The sequence below is a fragment of the Pseudomonas sp. LBUM1668 genome (genome assembly GCF_059695715.1).
In genome coordinates this window covers 2,710,090-2,727,651 of sequence record NZ_CP166787.1, presented here as the reverse complement: position 1 = coordinate 2,727,651, position 17,562 = coordinate 2,710,090, and the positions used below count along the sequence as shown (strand labels likewise).

The window sequence follows — 17,562 nt, the reverse complement described above, 5'->3', positions numbered from 1 at the left end:
GCTCAGTCACCGTAAACAACATCGGCCTGGAAATACCGAAGTGAACTCGGGCTGGTAACGGCTTGGGTTATTTGACGAGGCGTTTTTCTTTTGACGGGCGATAGCCGAAGTATGAGCTATAGCACTTGCTGAAATGACTCGGCGAAACAAACCCACACGCCACCAGCACTTCCACCTGCGACAACTCAGTGTGTTGCAGCAAACGCCGCGCTTCAGTAATGCGCAGTTCCAAGTAATAGCGCTGTGGAGTGGTGCCCAGCTGTTCCTTGAACAAGCGCTCCAACTGGCGCCGGGAGCGGCCGGCATAGACTGCAAGTTGCTCCAGTTCCAACGGTTCTTCGAGGTTGGCATCCATCAGCTTTACCACTTCACGCAGCGGTGCGCTGACGCAGATGTTTTCATCCGGTTTGATCCGTCGATAGCGCGATTCCTCGAACGCGAGGATGTCCTCGACGCCCTCGACCAAGGCCTTGCCATGCAGGCACTTGATCCAGTCCAGGGCCATGTGAAACGCTCCGGACGGGCTCGATGCCGTGAGTCGGTCGCGGTCGATGACGTAGGGTTCGCTGCTGACGTGGGTGGACTTGGCGATTTCGGTCAGCGCCGGGCGATGTTCCGGGTGGATCGCGCAACGATAGCCATCGAGCAGTCCGGCGCGGCCGAGAAACCACGCGCCATTCCACAAACCGGCGAGGCTGACACCGCGCTCTGCTGCCGCTTTCAACAGGCTGATGAACTCGTCACTGGCGCGCAGTTCGGTTCGATAGCCGCCGCACACCACCAGCAAGTCCAGGTCCTGAAGTGCCGCCAGATCAATCCGCGCATCTGGCCGAATTACCAATCCCAGATCGCTGACGACCTCAGCTTCACTCAAGCCAAAGGTGCGCGTAGAAAACAGCTCTGCGCGCAACAGATTGCTGGTGATGATCGTGTCCAGCGCCTGGGTGAAGGCCGGTAGCGAAAAGTGTTCAAGCAGTAGAAAACCCGCGCGCGTCACGCGGGTCTGGTCAGCGGATTGCTCATTCAGATAGCGGAGGTTTTTGCCCTTCATGCCCCCGCTGAATTGCCGTCGTTCGATCAAGGTCTGGTCCATCGGTCATGTTGTTATGCGCCGATAGTTGGCCTGAACCGCGCCGGAGTCAATCACGCCTGCGGCTGGCGGGGGCATCCTGACGGCGTTTACACCGCAGAAAAAAGACCGGCGCCCACTCGCCCTTCCAGGCGACCGAAGAGCACGTAGTGTTGATAGCCGCTGGTGAAAGCGCCGGTGCGAACCGCCTGCCGGACGTCGTCGTTCAGTTGAAGGTATTGGGCTTCATCGAAGTTTTGCGCACTGACTTCACCGGCCCGACCGAGTTGCTCACTATCAATCGGCAAACCCGCAATCGTGCGCTGCTGGAAATCGATCATGCGATTGATTGCATGACTTTCAAGCGCGCCCTGCCCTGGGTACATCGCGTAGATGTGCATGCCCTTCTTCACGCACCGATTGCACATGTCGACACAGTTTTTCTGCGTGTTTTTACGCTTCATCAATTCGTCGACATTGATGTCCAGATACTTTCCGACCTGATATTCACTTTGATTGAAGATGGTGCAGCAAAGCACTGTATTGCCGTTGCAGTCGATCACCAGCCAGTTATCTTTGAGTGTGCACGCTTGCTTGTGGAAGTGTTGTACGACATTGACCAGATCATCGTAAGGCGGCAATGCCAGCCTTTTCAGGGTCTCGTGGTCAGTGTCGGTCACGGAAGGATCGCGTTCGACAATGGCCAGCGCCTTCTCCAGCGGCATCATCACGGAATAACCCGTGCTGAAGGTGAAGCCCAGACGCTCACTGAACTCGCGCATCAGTGCTTCTTCTGCCAGGTTGTCCAGATAGCGATGGTAATAAACCTCGACATGGGTGTTCAGACCATGGCGCTGTACAAGCTCACTCAGGGTGATCATGTTCTGTTTTACAACTTCGATATCCCCGCCTACATGCCCCTTCGCGTAGGTCTCCTGGTAAAAACCTGACAGCGAAATACGGAAGAAACCTGGCTCGGCCAACAAGGCTTTTTCCATGTTTTTGGCCAGATTCAGGTTAGTGCTGACGCCACTGTTCATGCCGGCGGCATTGATGATCTCGATGAACTCGCCGATCTTCGGATGCACCAAAGGCTCAGTCCAGTTGTAGAGAAAAATCGCCCGAACGCCTTCGCGTTTGGCTTTCTCGACGATCTGCCGAAACATGTCGAGTTGCATGGCTTTTTTGAAGTTGAGGTTTTCCGAGTTGCCCATCGGGCAAGAAGGACAGCTCAGGTTGCAGGCGCCGACGATATCGATGTACATGTTCATGATGAGTAAAGCTCCTTGAGCTCAACGCTACTCTGGTCAACGCCGCAGGCTTTCGGGTTGCCGGATGTGTTAGTTATTTGACGACATAGCGCACCTCCAAGCAAAAAGCGCACCACACGCCTGCTAAGCCATTAACTTCACAACCCAATCGATAAATACTCGCAACTTCAAGCTGATATGGCGGTTCGGCGGATACGCTATGTAGAGAGGCATCGATTCAAGTTGCCAGCCCTCGAACAGCGGCACTAGCTCACCGCGTGCCACCGGGACGTCGGACATGTACCTCGGCAGCCACAGCACGCCCATGCCAGCCAGACCCGCCGCAAGGTAAGCATTGCCGTCGTCGACCGCCAACACATGGCGACCTTTGACATGCAGGCTTTGCTTATCGTTATGCAGTGCATACGGCATCGGCTTGCCGGTACGCGCCCAGAGGAACGCAACCACGCGATGATGGGAGTCTTCCAGTTCCTGCGGATGCATCGGCGTGCCGGCGCGAGCGAGGTAGCCGGGCGCGGCAAACACGCCCAGTTGCAGGTCTGCAACCTTGCGCGCCATCAGTGACTGATCCAGCAACTCGCCGCCGCGCACCACGCAGTCGACGTTCTCATCGATGATGTCGACGATGCGATCGCTGACGCCCATGTCGATCTGGATATCCGGATACCGCGCGTGAAACTCAGGCAATGCCGGGATCAGAATCAAGCGAGCGAACGGGCTCGGCACGTCCACGCGCAAGCGGCCACTGGGCGACACCGAGGCACCGGGCAGGCTGGTTTCGGCATCCTCCATGTCGGCCAGCAACTTGATCACGCGCTGGTAATACGCCGCACCGTCAGCCGTGACATTGACCTTGCGCGTGGTGCGGTTGAGCAGTTTCACGCGCAATCGTGCCTCCAACTGCTGGACCAGTTGTGTCACGGTGGTCTTGCTCATGTGCAGGGTTTCAGCGGCTTTGGTGAAGCTCCCCGCCTCGACCACCCGCGCAAATGCCTGCATTGCATCAAAACGGTCCATTACCCGGCTTCCGATTGTTTGGAATTTGCAAACAGTTAACGCCAAGCTTGCGCGTTTATCGCGCGCCTGCAAATCCCTAAAGTCGGGCCATCACCTCACTGATGGAGACACCCCATGACGCAGCGCGATGTTGTTTTCCCACCTGCACGCCGAACCCTGTACGAGCGCCATCGCTACTCGCCGGCGATCCGCTCCAACGGTTTTCTGTTTGTCTCGGGCCAGGTCGGCAGTACTGAGGACGGTACGCCGGAGCCGGATCTGCAGAACCAGGTGCGTCAGGCTTTCACTAACCTGAATACGATTCTCGACGAGGCCGGTTGCACGTTCGAGGATGTGGTCGACGTCACCCTTTTCATGGTTGATCCGCAATCGAAGTTCGAGACGATCTGGAATGTCGTTTTGACGGAGTTCTGGGGCGATGCGCCGCATCCGACCGTTACCGCCGTCGGCGTGACCTGGCTGTATGGTTTCGACTTCGAGATCAAGGTGATCGCCAAACTCCCCGACACCCAGTGATCACCCGAGTAGGAGCTGCCGAAGGCTGCGATCTTTTGACTTTTAAAAACAAGATCAAAAGATCGCAGCCTGCGGCAGCTCCTACAGGTGAAACCTAACGCAAATATCGTGTGCTGGCCTTTAAACCCTCAAATGCGTATAACCTCGCCGTTTCGTCTAACCTGACTTTGCGCCCAGCCTCGACTGCACAACGGCGGCGCTTCGACTTTGACGCTCACGAAACGGAGAATTCCATGCTCAAACGAACCCTGGCACTGACGGCCGGCCTGGCCCTGTCCCTTTCCGCGCTGGCAGCGCAAGCCGCTGATGTGTTGCGGGTCAGCGCCATTCCCGATGAAGCCCCGACCGAACTGCTGCGCAAGTTCGAGCCGCTGGGTGCGTATCTGGAACAGCAACTGGGCATGAAGGTGCAGTTCGTTCCGGTAGCCGATTACCCGGCAGTGGTTGAAGCACTGGCCACCGACCGTCTCGACATGGCCTGGCTGGGTGGGTTCACGTTTGTGCAGGCACGCCTGAAGACCGACGCTACCACCCCGGTGATTCCGCTGGTGCAGCGCGAGCAGGATGCGCAGTTCACCAGCAAATTCATCACCGCCGACCCGAACGTCAAAAGCCTGGCCGATCTGAAGGGCAAGACCTTCGCTTTCGGTTCCGTGTCGTCGACTTCCGGCAGCCTGATGCCGCGTTATTTCATGCTGAAAAATGACGGTATCAAGCCCGAGGCGTATTTCAGCCGCGTCGCCTACTCCGGCGCCCACGACGCCACCGTTGCCTGGGTGCAGGCCGGCAAGGTCGACGCCGGTGTGTTGAACGCCAGCGTCTGGCAGAAACTGGTGGACGCCGGCAAGGTCGACACCAACAAGGTCAAAGTCTTCGCCACCACCCCACCCTACTTCGATTACAACTGGACCGTGCGCGGCACTCTCGACCCGGCGCTGGCAGCGAAGATCAAAAAAGCTTTCCTTGATCTGGACCCGGCCAACCCGGAACAGAAGAAGATCCTTGATCTGCAGGCCGCCAGCAAATTCATCGACACCAAGCCTGAGAACTACAAGGGCATCGAGGAAGCCGCCCGCGCTGCCGATCTGCTGAAATGACGCTACGCCTCACCCACGTCAGCTTGCGCCACGCCAATGGAGTCGATGCCCTGCGCGGCGTCGACTTGCAGATTGGCGTCGGCGAACAAGTCGCGATCATCGGCCCGTCCGGGGCCGGTAAATCGAGTTTGCTCAACCTGCTGGCCACCGCACTGCGGCCCAGCAGCGGCGAGGTCGAAGTGCTCGGCGAACGCGCCTGGCACTTGTCTGCCCGCCAGCGACAACGCCTGCGCGCGCGTATTGGCCTGGTGCATCAGGCGCCGCCCCTGCCGCTGCGCCAGCGCGTGGTCACGGCGGTGCTGGCCGGCAAACTCGGGCAATGGAGTTTGGGCAAAAGTTTGCTGAACCTGCTGCATCCACTCGACGTGCCCGGTGCTCGCGCGGCGTTGGCACGACTGGACCTGGGCGACAAGCTGTTCGCTCATTGCCAGCAATTATCCGGTGGCCAGCTGCAGCGTGTCGGCATCGCCCGGGTTTTGTATCAGGCGCCGGAGATTCTGTTGGCCGATGAACCGGTTTCGGCGATGGATCCGGTCATGGCCGGGCACACGCTGACGGTCCTGTCGCGCCATGCCCGCGAACATAACGTCACGCTGGTGGCGAGCCTGCATGCGGTGGACCTCGCGCTGTCGCACTTCCCGCGCATCATCGGCTTGCGTGACGGGCAGATTCTGTTCGACAGCCCTGCCGATCAAGTCAGCCACGACATGCTCGACGCGCTGTACGCCAATGAACATCTGCAATCGCCGCCCTCGGCAGTTGCGCCTTTGCCTGTGCAGATTCCGCGATGCTGAAAGCCGATTCACGCGATCCTGCGGCGTGGCCGCGTCTGCTGCTGACGGTCTTGGCGATTGCGGTGCTGTGGCCGGGAATACAACTCAGCGAGTTGAATTTGAGCGTGCTGTTGCCCGATAGCCAGAATGAAATGGGCCGGTTTGTCGCACAGTTCTGGCCGCCCGCTCACGATGAAGCCTTTTTGCAGTTGTTGTTCAAAGCCACGTTGCAAACCCTGGCGATCGCCACGGCGGGCATGGCGTTGGCGTTGTTGCTGGCGGTGCCCGCTGGTTTGCTCGCCAGCCGCGCTTTATCGCTTTCTGCCGCTTCAGGGGGTGGCGTGCCCAGTCGTTTTGGCCGCTTGCTGCGCTGGCCGATTCGCGGCTTGTTGATCTTCCTGCGCAGCGTGCCGGAAATCGTCTGGGCGCTGTTGTTCGTGCGCGCCGTGGGCCTCGGCCCGGCGGCAGGCGTGCTGGCGATTGCGATCACTTACAGCGGCATGCTCGGCAAGGTCTACGCAGAGATTTTCGAATCCACCGACCAGCGTCCGGCGCACGCGCTGTTGCAGTCGGGCAGCGGTCGACTGGCGAGTTTTGCTTATGGAATCCTGCCGAATGTCGCCGGGGAATTGCTCTCGTACACGGTGTATCGATGGGAATGTGCGATCCGCGCTTCGGTGGTGATGGGCTTTGTCGGCGCCGGTGGCCTGGGCCAGCAAATCGACCTGTCGATCCGTATGTTTGCCGGCGGTGAAGTGGCGAGCATTCTGCTGACCTTTCTGCTGCTGGTGCTGGTGGCCGATCAACTCAGCCGCTTGCTGCGCTGGAGGCTGACATGAACCGTCTGATCAATCTGTTGCTGATCGCCGGCATCGGCGCGGCCGTCATCGCCTCGTTCATTTACTTGGGGCTCGACCTCGGCGAACTGGGCACTGCCACCAGCCTGAAACAGATGGGCGCGTACGTGCAGCGCTTTCTCAGCCCGGATCTGAGCGCCGATTACTTGAAAGCGATCCTCCATGGCTCGCTGGAAACCCTGGCCATGTCGGCGCTCGGCACCCTGCTCGCCGCGCTGCTGGGCATCGTCCTCGCCCTGCCCGCTGCCGGGCGTTTCGGTTGGCCGCTGCGCAGTGCTTCGCGCCTGCTGCTCAACGGTCTGCGGGCGATTCCGGAACTGGTCTGGGCCGCGTTGATGGTGCTCGCCGCCGGGCTGGGCCCGAACGCCGGGACGCTGGCCCTCGCCCTGCACACCACCGGCGTGCTTGGCCGCTTGTTCGCCGAAGCACTGGAAAACACCCCGCCGCAACCGGCCGAAGCGATCCGCTTGCAGGGCGGCAACCCTGTCCTCGCCTTCTGCTACGGCACCCTGCCCAACCTCGCCCCACAACTGCTCGCCTACGTCCTGTACCGCTGGGAAAACAACATTCGCATGGCCAGCGTGCTGGGTTTCGTCGGCGCGGGCGGCTTGGGACAGATGTTGTATGTAAGCCTCAGCCTGTTTCAGGAAGCGCAGGCGAGTACGGTGATTCTGGCGATGCTGGTGCTGGTGTTTGCGGTGGACTGGCTGAGTGCATGGAGCCGCCAGCGCTGGGTCAAGGCGTAGGTGCCAATGCTGGCGAGTGGATATCTGCCAGAAGCTGATTATGCTTCAGGAAACCTCGCACACCGGCGAGGCGGTCAGACTGTGCAGGTTTCACGCGACAGCAATTGCGGCATACGCCACAAGGCCAGGGTGCAATAAAGCGGTATTGGGGGACTCCGGCCTACAAAAAAACAAGCACGACGGAGTACACCCATGGCCACAATCGACACGACATCCTCAGGCAGTCCACCCCGTAGCGGCGGCATCACCAAGGAGGAGCGCAAGGTCATCTTCGCTTCGTCCCTGGGCACGGTGTTCGAGTGGTACGACTTTTACCTCTACGGCTCACTGGCCGCGATCATCGCCAAGCACTTTTTTGCCGGCGTCAACGAGACCACTGCGTTCATCTTTGCCCTGCTCGCCTTCGCCGCCGGGTTCGCGGTACGGCCGTTCGGCGCCATCGTGTTTGGCCGGCTCGGCGACATGATCGGGCGCAAACACACCTTCCTGATCACCATTGTGATCATGGGTGTGTCCACGGCCATCGTCGGTTTGCTGCCCGGCTACGCGACTATCGGTGTCGCCGCGCCTGTGATTCTGATCACTCTGCGGCTACTGCAAGGCCTGGCGCTGGGCGGTGAGTACGGCGGCGCGGCGACTTACGTGGCCGAGCACGCGCCACCGGGCAGACGCGGTTTCTTCACGTCATGGATTCAAACCACCGCGACCCTAGGCCTGTTCATGTCGCTGCTGGTGATCCTCGCCTGCCGCACCGCGCTGGGCACCGAAGCGTTCGAAGCCTGGGGCTGGAGGATTCCGTTCCTGCTGTCGATCCTGCTGCTGATCGTTTCGGTGTACATCCGCCTGCAACTGAGCGAGTCGCCGGTGTTCCAGAAGATGAAGGCTGAAGGCAAGGCCTCCAAGGCGCCGCTGACCGAATCCTTCGCGCGCTGGGACAACCTCAAAGTGGTGATCATGTCGCTGCTCGGCGGTACGGCCGGCCAGGCGGTGGTCTGGTACACCGGACAGTTCTATGCGCTGTTTTTCCTGTTGCAGACGCTGAAGATCGACCCGCAAACCGCCAACCTGTTGATCGCCGGATCACTGTTGATCGGCACGCCGTTCTTCGTGATCTTCGGCAGCCTGTCCGACCGTATCGGCCGCAAGCCGATCATCATGGTCGGCTGCATTCTGGCGGCGCTGACCTACTTTCCAATCTTCCATGCGTTGACCCAGTACGGTAACCCCGACGTGTTCATCGCCCAGGAGAAAAACCCGGTCAAGGTGATCGCCAATTCCGATCAGTGCTCGTTCCAGTTCGACCCGGTGGGCAAGGCCAAATTCACCAGTTCCTGCGACCTGGCCAAGACCCTGCTGGCGAAACGGGCGATCCCTTACGAGAACGTCGAGGCCGAGCCCGGCACCGTGGCGCAGGTGCGCATCGGCGACAAAGTCATCGAGAGTTTCGAGGGCAGCACCCTGCCCGCCGCTGACTTCAAGGCGCGTAACGATGCGTTTACCGCCAACCTGAGTGGCGCACTGAAGGAAGCGGGCTACCCGGAGAAAGCCGATCCGGCGAAAACCAATTACCCGATGGTGTTGCTGCTGCTGACCATTCTGGTGATCTACGTGACCATGGTGTACGGCCCGATTGCGGCGTGGCTGGTCGAGCTGTTCCCGACCCGCATCCGCTACACCTCGATGTCGCTGCCCTATCACATCGGCAATGGCTGGTTCGGCGGCTTCCTGCCGACCGTGGCTTTCGCGATGGTCGCGGCCACCGGTGATATCTACTACGGGCTGTGGTATCCGATCGTGATTGCAGTGATGACGGCGATACTCGGTACGTTCTTCCTGCCGGAAACCAAGGATCGCGACATTCTCAAGGACTGATTCTGCCCCCACGGGAGCCGACGCAGATTCTCGCCTCCTACCGTTCGTCGAAAAACCTTGCGCACCTGTCAGATCTGACAGGTGCGCATTTTTCCCATACAACGTTCAATCACTCCGTCACCTTTCTGAACGGAGTTCCTGATCATGTCCGCCAATGAGTTTCTCGAAAACAGCAGCCACCCTCAGCCTGCCGGCGGTCACACAAACACAGCTTCGAACGCTGAAGGTGTTCGCGCACTACAGGCCCGTAACTCCGGCATCCCCTCCAGCAATACCTCTCTGTTCCCGCGTTTTGACGACGACAACTCATCGCTGGCAATGCGCCCCCTGCTGATAGCCGGCATGGTGCGCCCCTTGGCGGACGGTGATGGCGGCATCAATCTCGATGTAGTCGAGGACAACGACGCCGGCATTTTGTGTGCAATCAATCCGTATATCGGGATGCAGTTGGGCGATCAGTATGACGTTCACTGGGGCGCGCAAATCGTGTACTCCGGGAAGGTGCAACCGGACGAAGTCAATAAACAACTGCTGTTTTATCTACCCAAGACAATCGCCCAACCGGGCTGGGTTGAAGAGTGCTATTACCAGCTGACCCGATTCGGCGAAAGCACCCCGGACGACCCTTCTGTGGCGTTGCGATTATTGGTCAAACTCACGCGTCCCGGAGGGCGGGATAAGGCGCCGCATCTGCCGGACGGCCATTCCGAACTGCATCCGGCGCAGTTGCCCAAAGACGTCGTGCAGCAAGGTATTGATGCCGAGTGGGCGAAGAAAGGTGTACCTGTAACCATACCGTTCTACCCGGAAATGGCATTAGGTGACACGATTCTGGTGCATTGGGGGAGCGCCAATAACATTCTTGCACCCCATACCGTTACGCAGGATGAGGTCGATGGGAAAAACCCCATCGTGATCATCGCCGACCAGGCAGCCATCCTGGCCGGGGGAGACAGTGACGCGCTGGTAGTGCGCTATAACATTCACGATGTGGTCTGGAACTGGGCGGTCCGGCATTCGCAATCCAACCGCGTGCGCGTTGATGCCGGTGGCTGGCGCCTGGAGGCGCCCGTGATCAAAGAATCGATCAACGGCATCATTACCATCAAGAATCTGAAGAAAGAGGATGTCACGGTTCAGGTCCATGTGCAGCCCGAGGATTTCACTCTAGGCGACACCGTGACCTTGTCCTTCATCGGCACGCCCGCGGCCGGTAAGCCATTGATACATTCAACGTCGAAAATTGTTGTCAGTATTCCAAGCATTCTGGAATTGAAAGTGCCCTATGCACATATAAGAGCCATCGCCATGGGTCGGGCGGATGCTTCATATGTGTTGAAGAGACAGAATGGCGAGCCACTGCTTTCATCCAAGCGCACCTTCGCCCAGGTAGTGGGTGACGTTTTGATGCTGCCAGAGCCGACCATTCGTGAGCTGTCGGGCAACATTCTGGCGCCAGACGAAGCTCGCGCCACCGTGGGCATCAGTTACCTTGGCATACGCAGCGGCGACGTCATCAACCTGAGGTGGACAGGCACGCGATCCAACGGTACCCCGTATGCGCACCCAGTTGAGCATATCGTCAGCGACAACGACGCCAAGGCAGGGATCGTCACCTTGCATGTCGACAATGAGCACATCAGCGTGCTCAACAATGGCACCCTCGATGTCTCATACCGGGTGTCCAACGACCAAGTGGCGCTCTACGGCGTCAGTGAGTCCGAACCATTGCTGGCCAAGGTCGAGAAAATCCGTGCCACGCTGCCAGTGCCAGTGGTCGAGGAGGCCGATCCGCCGGATATGCTGGATCCGTCCAAAGACCCGGTTCACTTATTGATCGAGGCGCAGACCGCCAAGGATGACATCCTCACTTACTACTGGCGCGCGGATAATCCCCAAGGCAGTACCAGTGACAGGGTGACTATTACGACAGTGATCGAAGGCCAGCCTTTGCGATTCAGGTTGGATAAACAGTTCGTGGCTTCCAACATCGGAACAACAGTGAAGGTGAGTTATGTGTTGCGGCGAGCCTCCACTGGTCGGTATGAGTATTCGGAAACGCTCGATCTGCTGATAGCTGGCCGGGTTTCGCCGACGATCGATTCGGTGGTCGATGCCAAAGGAGTCGAAATCCCCGACAACGGCGTCACATTCGACAAAAGCGTCAAGGTTAGCGGCAAGGCCAGTCCAAGCCAGAAAATCCGCTTGCGCGATGGCACCAGCACACTGCATGAACCGTCATCGAATGGCAGCGGCGACTGGAGCCAGGTCGTCAGTTCATTGAGCGTGAAAGCCTACAACCTCACCGCGCTTGCCTTGTATGGCGATGGCCCGGCGTCGCCGTTACGCACGTTTACCGTTGCCCAAACTGTCACGCCCACCATCGCCAATGTCACCGACACCAAAGGCACAGTCGCGAACGGTGGCACTACTTTTGACCGTACCGTCACCGTTAGCGGCAAGGCCAGTCCAAGCCAGAAAATCCGCTTGCGCGATGGCAACAGCACACTGCATGAACCGTCCTCGAATGGCAGCGGCGACTGGAGCCAGGTCGTCAGCTCATTAAGCGTGAAAGCCTACAACCTCACCGCGCTTGCCTTGTATGGCGATGGCCCGGCGTCGCCGTTACGCACGCTTACCGTTGCCCAAACTGTCACGCCCACCATCGCCAATGTCACCGACACCAAAGGCACAGTCGCGAACGGAGGCACTACTTTTGACCGTACCGTCACCGTTAGCGGCAAGGCCAGTCCAAGCCAGAAAATCCGCTTGCGCGATGGCAACAGCACACTGCATGAACCGTCCTCGAATGGCAGCGGCGACTGGAGCCAGATCGTCAGTTCATTAAGCGTGAAAGCCTACAACCTCACCGCGCTTGCCTTGTATGGCGATGGCCCGGCGTCCACGCCGCGAACGTTCGAGGTTGCGGCTTTAGAGGAGAACTTCGATAAGCTTCCTGAGCAGTCCATTGGAATTGGGGGGCGTATTGAAACGCCTCTCATGACTATGCGAGTGATGACTCAACAATCCACTTTAAGAATTATCGCACTCAGCAGAGCAGTCATTCCTTACCCAAAACCCTTACCTCAACCGGGAAAAATGGAAAACAATGTGCTTTTTCTGGACACGATTTCGGGAGTACAGACAACTATCCGTCTCGACTTCAAAACATCGTTTTCCAAAGTGAGCTTTTGGTACAACCAAACAAAAAGTACCACTTCTGTTTATTTTTATAGCGGTGGGACTGTCCTCGGGTCTAAGCCATTCACTCAATCAGAAACTCCATCTACGTTGGTAAGGATGGAGGGTTCCTATACCGGGATAACAGCAATAGAAATTCGCGGCGGGAATGACGCCTATTTACTCGATCATTTTACATTTGTGATTTAACGAACTCTCACAAACAGTAAACGGACCAAGCAGGAATAGAGATTTCATTTGGGGGATGTAAGGAACAGTCAGCACCGGGTCCCCAAGGCAAGCTCCATGTTGTGGCTGTCGATCTTGGCAGACAAATCGAGCACGGCCATGGCCACGTCGCAACATTCCTGCACCTTTGATTCATCATTTTGCAGAAATATCGAACGCTCTGCTTTGCGACACCCTCCAATGTTTACACCAATGGAGGTCAGCGATATGAACAGCAACGACAGCAAAAACCCGAACGCCCCGCCTACTGATACGTCCGGAAAGCCGGTAAATGTGGTCGAGCGAGATCTGGCGGACAGGGACGATGACACCAAGGCTGTGGACGAGGTCATCACGCCTTCCTCCACTCGGGTTAAAGAGCAGGATGCTGAAGAGCTGCAGCGCAAAGTCGATGAGATTGAGCGCAAGGTCGCGGACGGGAACTGAGATTTTTGCGGTGTCAGTTGGACTTTCCCCCTCACCCCAACCCTCTCCCTCAGGGAGAGGGGGGAAAGGGAGCCGATCTTCATGCCGTTCAAAACTTCGGCTCCACTCAGCTCTCATGGCTTGAGGTCTTGAAATCAACGCGATCGTTCAGGTCGGTGAAACTCTCGATATCAACTCAATCAGTCCCCTCTCCCTCTGGGAGAGGGTTAGGGTGAGGGCTTCGACGGCGTCAGGGCCGCGTACTGGTTAAGCTCCTTCGCCAAAGTCAACGCATTGCCGATGGCGGCGCCACTGGCGGTGTTGTCGAAGATGCACCAGACCGCGGCACCTTCGGCACTTGCGATCTGCAACGTCTGCGCAAGTCTTTGCAGATACGGCAAATCGTAGGCGCTGTGGTAAATGCGCGGCGAACCGTGCAATCGCCAATACTGAATGCCGGTCCAGCCACCCGGAGACGAGTCACTGCGGATGCGTGAGGGATCGACCGCCGCTTGCGCAATCTGATGAGCGATCAACAACGGTTCGGCAGCAACCCATGATGCGTGACGCGGTTCAAGCACCACCGCCCCGGCAAAGCGCTGGCGCAATGCACTGAAAAACGCTTCGGCAATGGTTTCATCAAAAGCCAGTGACGGTGGCAACTGCACCAGCAAACACCCGAAGCGATCGCCTAAGCCGCTGCATTGTTCGAGAAACGCATCGAGCGCCGTTTCACTGCCGGCCAGGCGCAGTTCATGAGTGATGTGTTTGGGGATCTTCACTGAAAAGCGAAAGCCGTCCGCCACCGAATCGGCCCAGCGCTCGTAGGTCTGGCGGCGATGGGGACGGTAGAACGAACTGTTGATTTCCACGCTGTTGAATTGCGCGGCATAGCGCTGCAGGTGCGTACCTTCAACCGGGAACGCCGGCCAATGCTCGCGCCCCAGACTCCAGCCTGCGCAGCCGATGTAAATCAAATCGATCCTCTCCAGATATTGCGTCGCCCCGTGTAGGAGCTGCCGCAGGCTGCGATCTGTTGATCTTGAAAAAACAAAATCAAAAGATCGCAGCCTGCGGCAGCTCCTACAGGGGCCTGGCTGGCCTTCAGGTTACTTTTTGCCGGGAAGCACTGAACTCAATACCTGTTTGGCGGTTTGCACGATAATGCCCGCCTCATCCGGGTCGCCCTTGAGCAACGTCGTGGCAAATTTCTTCGCCTGTTCAAGCTTGATGTGCGGCGGCAATGGCGGCACGTTCGGGTCAGTCTTGAACTCGATCAGCACCGGCACGTCCGAGGCCAGTGCCTGCTCCCAGGCGCCCGCCACGTCTTCTTCGCGGTCGACGAAAATGCCTTTCAGCCCGATGGAAATGGCGAACAAGTGGTATGGCACGTCGGGGATACTCTGCGACGCTTCGAACTTCGGATCACCCTCCATCACCCGCTGCTCCCACGTGACCTGATTGAGGTCCTCGTTATTGAACACCGCGCAGATCCATTTCGGGCTCGCCCATTGCCGCCAGTATTTGGCGACGGTGATCAGTTCGGCCATGTTGTTCATCTGCATTGCGCCGTCGCCTACCAGTGCGATCACCGAGCGTTCGGGAAAGGCGAATTTTGCGGCAATCGCATAGGGCACCGCGGCGCCCATCGAAGCCAGTCCGCCGGATAGCGAGCATTTCATGCCGCGGCGGATTTTCAAGTCGCGAGCAAACCAGTTGGCGCACGAACCGGAGTCGCTGGTGACGATCGCCTGATCTGGCAGGCGCGGCGACAACTCGTACACCACCCGTTGCGGATTAATCGGTTTGGCTTTGACCATGGCGCGCTTTTCCAGGGTTTTCTCCCAAGTGCCGCGCCACCCTTCGACTTTCTTGCGCCATTTGCCTGAGGCTTTCTGTTCGAGCAGTGGCAGCAACGCGGCCAGTGTTTCTGCCGCGTCGCCCTGCAGATTGACTTCCATCGGATACCGCAGGCTGAGCATGTCGGGCTGCAAATCGATCTGCACGCCGCGCGCCTGGCCTTCCTTGGGCAGAAATTCTGAATACGGGAACCCCGAGCCGATCATCAGCAAGGTGTCGCACTCGGTCATCAACTTGTAGCTGGGCTCGGTGCCGAGCAGGCCGATGCTGCCAGTGACCCACGGCAAATCGTCGGGCAGCACGGCCTTGCCGAGCAGTGCTTTGGCGACACCGGCGCCGAGTTTTTCAGCCACGGCGATAACTTCGTCAGTCGCTTCCAGCGCACCAGCGCCTACCAGAATCGCGACCTTTTCCCCGGCATTCAGCACGTCCGCCGCACGCTGCAAGTCTGCCTCGTAAGGCATGATTTTCGGCTTGCTGTAGCCGACACCGGAATGCGCCGTGCCATGCGCACGGGCCGGTGCCTCGTAGGCAAGATCCTGCAAGTCATTGGGCAGGATGATCGCAGTGACGCGGCGCTCGCCAATCGCCGTGCGCACCGCGCGATCAAGCAAATGGCGGACCTGCGATGGCGCCGATGCCTGCTGCACAAAAGCGCCAGCGACGTCCTTGAACATCGACACCAGATCCAGTTCCTGCTGGTAGTGACTGCCCAGCGCGGTGCGCGCCTGCTGACCAACAATCGCCAGCACTGGCATGTGGTCCATCCGAGCATCGTAGAGGCCGGTGATCAGGTGTGACGCGCCGGGGCCTGAAGTGGCGATGCACACTCCCAGCTCACCGGTGAATTTGGCATGCGCCGAGGCCATGAAAGCGGCCATTTCTTCGTGGCGCGCCTGTATGAATTCGATCTTTCCCTTGGCTCGATCGAGCGCGCCAAACACGCCATTGATGCCGTCGCCCGGATAACCAAAAATCCGCGTGACGCCCCATTGGCTGAGCCGCTCAACCAGAAAATCTCCTACTGTCATCGTCATCGTGTGCCTCGCCTTTCACCGGTGCATGAAGCTTTCCGGCAGCGCATCCGCCGGAAGTTGTAAGGGTCTGGACAGTCGGGTGGATGGCGAAGTTTCGATTGTTTTTCCCATGAAGCTGAACGACAGCGCCACCCACCCTGTGGCGAGGGAGCTCGCTCCAGCTAGGTCGCGAAGCGGCCCTAACCCCCTGAGTGGGTTTAGGAAAAACGAGACTTCAACGATGCGGATGCACCGTCATCGCCACCAGTTTGATCACGATGGGCCGAACGAAGAGGATGCACAGGAATGCCACCGGCATCGCCAGTTTGTATGCGTGCAGCGCATTACTCAGGTAGTCGTTATCAATTCCGGAATTGGCGGCGGTGATTACCAGCGACATCAGAAACGCCATGATCGTCGCCATGTACAACGCAAACACGTAGGGCGTGGCACGTGCTGACAGCTTGCGGCGGCTGACATACAGGGCGTCGGAGCTTGTTCTTTGATTCATATGGCTTTTGCATCCATTGACAGGGAGCGGGCACCTTAGCAAAGCCCTTTGCCCTCAACTAGACGGCCAACCACAGGTACTTTATAAAGCATTACTTACGAATCCTCTCCCGGCAGGCCATGGATGAATCTGTTAGCGGCGATTGCCAGTTTTATCAAAGTGGTCGAATCGGGCTCCATTGTCGGTGCTGCCAAAATCCTGGGCGTCAGTGCAGCGGCGGTGAGCCAGACGATCAATCGCCTGGAGGCGCATCTCGGCGTGCGCTTGCTGCAACGCACGACGCGGAGCATGGCGCTGACTGAAAACGGCGCGGTGTACTACGAAAAGGTCAAACGCATCGCGGCGGATCTGGAGTCGGCGCAAAGCTCAATCAGTAATGAAGAAACCCAATTGCAGGGGCGACTGAGCATCGCTTCTACCTGTGCATTCGGCCGGCATGTGCTCGCACCACTGATCGCCGGTTTCGCCGCACAACATCCGCGCCTGCTGCTTGAGCTGTCGACCACCGACGGCAAGATCAACCATATCCAGGACGGCATCGATCTGAGCCTGCGGATCAAGCCGCAACTGGAAGAAAGCATTGTCGCGCGCAAGATCGTTTCGCTGCCCTTCATCCTGTGCGCCGCTCCCGCCTATCTCGAACGCGCAGGCGAGCCGCAATCCCCCCACGACCTGCAAAACCATGCATGTCTGGCGTTTCGTTATCCTCTTGATGGGCGATTTCTGCGCTGGAGTTTTCTACGCGACGGCCAGCGTTACGAGGCAAACATCAATGCCACAGCAATCAGCGACGACATCGACGCACTGGCGCAGATGGCAATCAGCGGCGCCGGCATTACGCGTCTGGCGGAGTTCGTGGCGGCGCCTTACATCGCCAGCGGTCAACTGCTGCCGCTGTTCGAAACCCGTCACGGCGCAGAACATGCCGTTGTCGAACCCATGGAGATTTACGCCTGCGTGCAGGAACGCGCGGCGATGACGCCGAAGGTCAAAGCCTTCATGGACTATTTAATCGAACATTTGAAGCTGCGCTGGCCGATGGAACAGGTGTCATCGGGGCGCTAAAAGATACTCGCTGAAACATGCGGACTCAGGCAAAGTCCACATCGCCAGTCGAGGCTCA

The 17,562-nt window shown here is 58.5% G+C and carries 15 protein-coding genes; 9 read left to right on the top strand and 6 right to left on the bottom strand.

Going from position 1 to position 17,562, the window contains the following annotated elements:
• Window positions 1-67: 67 nt before the first annotated feature.
• The 3 genes from ACA061_RS12340 to ACA061_RS12330 form a co-directional block, all read right to left on the bottom strand.
• Window positions 68-1,093 (bottom strand): GlxA family transcriptional regulator, encoded by a 1,026-nt coding sequence (locus ACA061_RS12340; RefSeq protein ID WP_497301717.1) that lies wholly within the window; start codon window positions 1,091-1,093, stop codon window positions 68-70.
• A gap of 86 nt (window positions 1,094-1,179) precedes the next feature.
• The gene (locus ACA061_RS12335) at window positions 1,180-2,340 is read right to left on the bottom strand and encodes a radical SAM/SPASM domain-containing protein (RefSeq protein ID WP_210554625.1); all 1,161 of its coding nucleotides are present in this window, start codon (window positions 2,338-2,340) and stop codon (window positions 1,180-1,182) included.
• A 123-nt stretch (window positions 2,341-2,463) separates the two neighbouring features.
• The gene (locus tag ACA061_RS12330) at window positions 2,464-3,357 is read right to left on the bottom strand and encodes a LysR family transcriptional regulator (protein ID WP_150615816.1); all 894 of its coding nucleotides are present in this window, start codon (window positions 3,355-3,357) and stop codon (window positions 2,464-2,466) included.
• A 114-nt stretch (window positions 3,358-3,471) separates the two neighbouring features.
• On the opposite strand from ACA061_RS12330, the gene ACA061_RS12325 reads away from it, so the two are divergent.
• The 8 genes from ACA061_RS12325 to ACA061_RS12290 all read left to right on the top strand — a co-directional run bounded on the left by ACA061_RS12325 (window position 3,472) and on the right by ACA061_RS12290 (window position 13,073).
• Window positions 3,472-3,873 (top strand): RidA family protein, encoded by a 402-nt coding sequence (locus tag ACA061_RS12325; RefSeq protein ID WP_497301716.1) that lies wholly within the window; start codon window positions 3,472-3,474, stop codon window positions 3,871-3,873.
• A 233-nt stretch (window positions 3,874-4,106) separates the two neighbouring features.
• The gene (locus ACA061_RS12320) at window positions 4,107-4,970 is read left to right on the top strand and encodes a putative selenate ABC transporter substrate-binding protein (RefSeq protein ID WP_497301714.1); all 864 of its coding nucleotides are present in this window, start codon (window positions 4,107-4,109) and stop codon (window positions 4,968-4,970) included.
• On the top strand, window positions 4,967-5,764 hold the full coding sequence (locus ACA061_RS12315) for a phosphonate ABC transporter ATP-binding protein (protein ID WP_497301713.1): 798 nt from the start codon (window positions 4,967-4,969) through the stop codon (window positions 5,762-5,764). Before ACA061_RS12320 ends, ACA061_RS12315 begins: the two co-directional genes overlap by 4 nt.
• Window positions 5,758-6,582, top strand: coding sequence for a PhnE/PtxC family ABC transporter permease (locus ACA061_RS12310; RefSeq protein ID WP_497301712.1), 825 nt, complete (start codon window positions 5,758-5,760; stop codon window positions 6,580-6,582). Before ACA061_RS12315 ends, ACA061_RS12310 begins: the two co-directional genes overlap by 7 nt.
• Window positions 6,579-7,346 carry a phosphonate ABC transporter, permease protein PhnE gene (gene phnE, locus ACA061_RS12305; protein ID WP_210702049.1) on the top strand — a complete coding sequence of 256 codons (768 nt, stop codon included), beginning with the start codon at window positions 6,579-6,581 and terminating at the stop codon, window positions 7,344-7,346. Before ACA061_RS12310 ends, phnE begins: the two co-directional genes overlap by 4 nt.
• 192 nt (window positions 7,347-7,538) lie before the next feature.
• The gene (locus ACA061_RS12300) at window positions 7,539-9,218 is read left to right on the top strand and encodes an MFS transporter (protein WP_497301711.1); all 1,680 of its coding nucleotides are present in this window, start codon (window positions 7,539-7,541) and stop codon (window positions 9,216-9,218) included.
• Between the two features lie 144 nt (window positions 9,219-9,362).
• Window positions 9,363-12,608, top strand: a complete 3,246-nt coding sequence (locus ACA061_RS12295; protein ID WP_497301709.1) for a hypothetical protein — start codon at window positions 9,363-9,365, stop codon at window positions 12,606-12,608.
• Window positions 12,609-12,854: 246 nt separating this feature from the next.
• Window positions 12,855-13,073: a hypothetical protein gene (locus tag ACA061_RS12290; protein WP_210554618.1), complete on the top strand. Its 219-nt coding sequence runs from the start codon at window positions 12,855-12,857 to the stop codon at window positions 13,071-13,073.
• A gap of 206 nt (window positions 13,074-13,279) precedes the next feature.
• Here the strand turns inward: ACA061_RS12290 and ACA061_RS12285 are convergent, their stop codons facing one another.
• The 3 genes from ACA061_RS12285 to ACA061_RS12275 form a co-directional block, all read right to left on the bottom strand.
• Window positions 13,280-14,029: a DUF72 domain-containing protein gene (locus ACA061_RS12285; protein WP_497301707.1), complete on the bottom strand. Its 750-nt coding sequence runs from the start codon at window positions 14,027-14,029 to the stop codon at window positions 13,280-13,282.
• Window positions 14,030-14,161: 132 nt separating this feature from the next.
• Complete coding sequence (locus ACA061_RS12280; protein WP_497301706.1) at window positions 14,162-15,949, bottom strand: thiamine pyrophosphate-requiring protein; 1,788 nt, start codon at window positions 15,947-15,949, stop codon at window positions 14,162-14,164.
• 214 nt (window positions 15,950-16,163) lie between these two features.
• Window positions 16,164-16,439 carry a DUF2798 domain-containing protein gene (locus tag ACA061_RS12275; RefSeq protein WP_210554615.1) on the bottom strand — a complete coding sequence of 92 codons (276 nt, stop codon included), beginning with the start codon at window positions 16,437-16,439 and terminating at the stop codon, window positions 16,164-16,166.
• Window positions 16,440-16,562: 123 nt separating this feature from the next.
• On the opposite strand from ACA061_RS12275, the gene ACA061_RS12270 reads away from it, so the two are divergent.
• Window positions 16,563-17,504, top strand: coding sequence for a LysR family transcriptional regulator (locus tag ACA061_RS12270; protein WP_497301704.1), 942 nt, complete (start codon window positions 16,563-16,565; stop codon window positions 17,502-17,504).
• The last annotated feature ends 58 nt before the right edge of the window (window positions 17,505-17,562 follow it).

What these genes read in the sequence shown, in the direction of transcription:
- ACA061_RS12340 (WP_497301717.1), bottom strand. Translation starts at nt 1,093, where the DNA reads ATGGACCAGACCTTGATCGAACGACGGCAATTCAGCGGGGGCATGAAG.
- ACA061_RS12335 (WP_210554625.1), bottom strand. Translation starts at nt 2,340, where the DNA reads ATGAACATGTACATCGATATCGTCGGCGCCTGCAACCTGAGCTGTCCT.
- ACA061_RS12330 (WP_150615816.1), bottom strand. Translation starts at nt 3,357, where the DNA reads ATGGACCGTTTTGATGCAATGCAGGCATTTGCGCGGGTGGTCGAGGCG.
- ACA061_RS12325 (WP_497301716.1), top strand. Translation starts at nt 3,472, where the DNA reads ATGACGCAGCGCGATGTTGTTTTCCCACCTGCACGCCGAACCCTGTAC.
- ACA061_RS12320 (WP_497301714.1), top strand. Translation starts at nt 4,107, where the DNA reads ATGCTCAAACGAACCCTGGCACTGACGGCCGGCCTGGCCCTGTCCCTT.
- ACA061_RS12315 (WP_497301713.1), top strand. Translation starts at nt 4,967, where the DNA reads ATGACGCTACGCCTCACCCACGTCAGCTTGCGCCACGCCAATGGAGTC.
- ACA061_RS12310 (WP_497301712.1), top strand. Translation starts at nt 5,758, where the DNA reads ATGCTGAAAGCCGATTCACGCGATCCTGCGGCGTGGCCGCGTCTGCTG.
- phnE (WP_210702049.1), top strand. Translation starts at nt 6,579, where the DNA reads ATGAACCGTCTGATCAATCTGTTGCTGATCGCCGGCATCGGCGCGGCC.
- ACA061_RS12300 (WP_497301711.1), top strand. Translation starts at nt 7,539, where the DNA reads ATGGCCACAATCGACACGACATCCTCAGGCAGTCCACCCCGTAGCGGC.
- ACA061_RS12295 (WP_497301709.1), top strand. Translation starts at nt 9,363, where the DNA reads ATGTCCGCCAATGAGTTTCTCGAAAACAGCAGCCACCCTCAGCCTGCC.
- ACA061_RS12290 (WP_210554618.1), top strand. Translation starts at nt 12,855, where the DNA reads ATGAACAGCAACGACAGCAAAAACCCGAACGCCCCGCCTACTGATACG.
- ACA061_RS12280 (WP_497301706.1), bottom strand. Translation starts at nt 15,949, where the DNA reads ATGACGATGACAGTAGGAGATTTTCTGGTTGAGCGGCTCAGCCAATGG.
- ACA061_RS12275 (WP_210554615.1), bottom strand. Translation starts at nt 16,439, where the DNA reads ATGAATCAAAGAACAAGCTCCGACGCCCTGTATGTCAGCCGCCGCAAG.
- ACA061_RS12270 (WP_497301704.1), top strand. Translation starts at nt 16,563, where the DNA reads ATGAATCTGTTAGCGGCGATTGCCAGTTTTATCAAAGTGGTCGAATCG.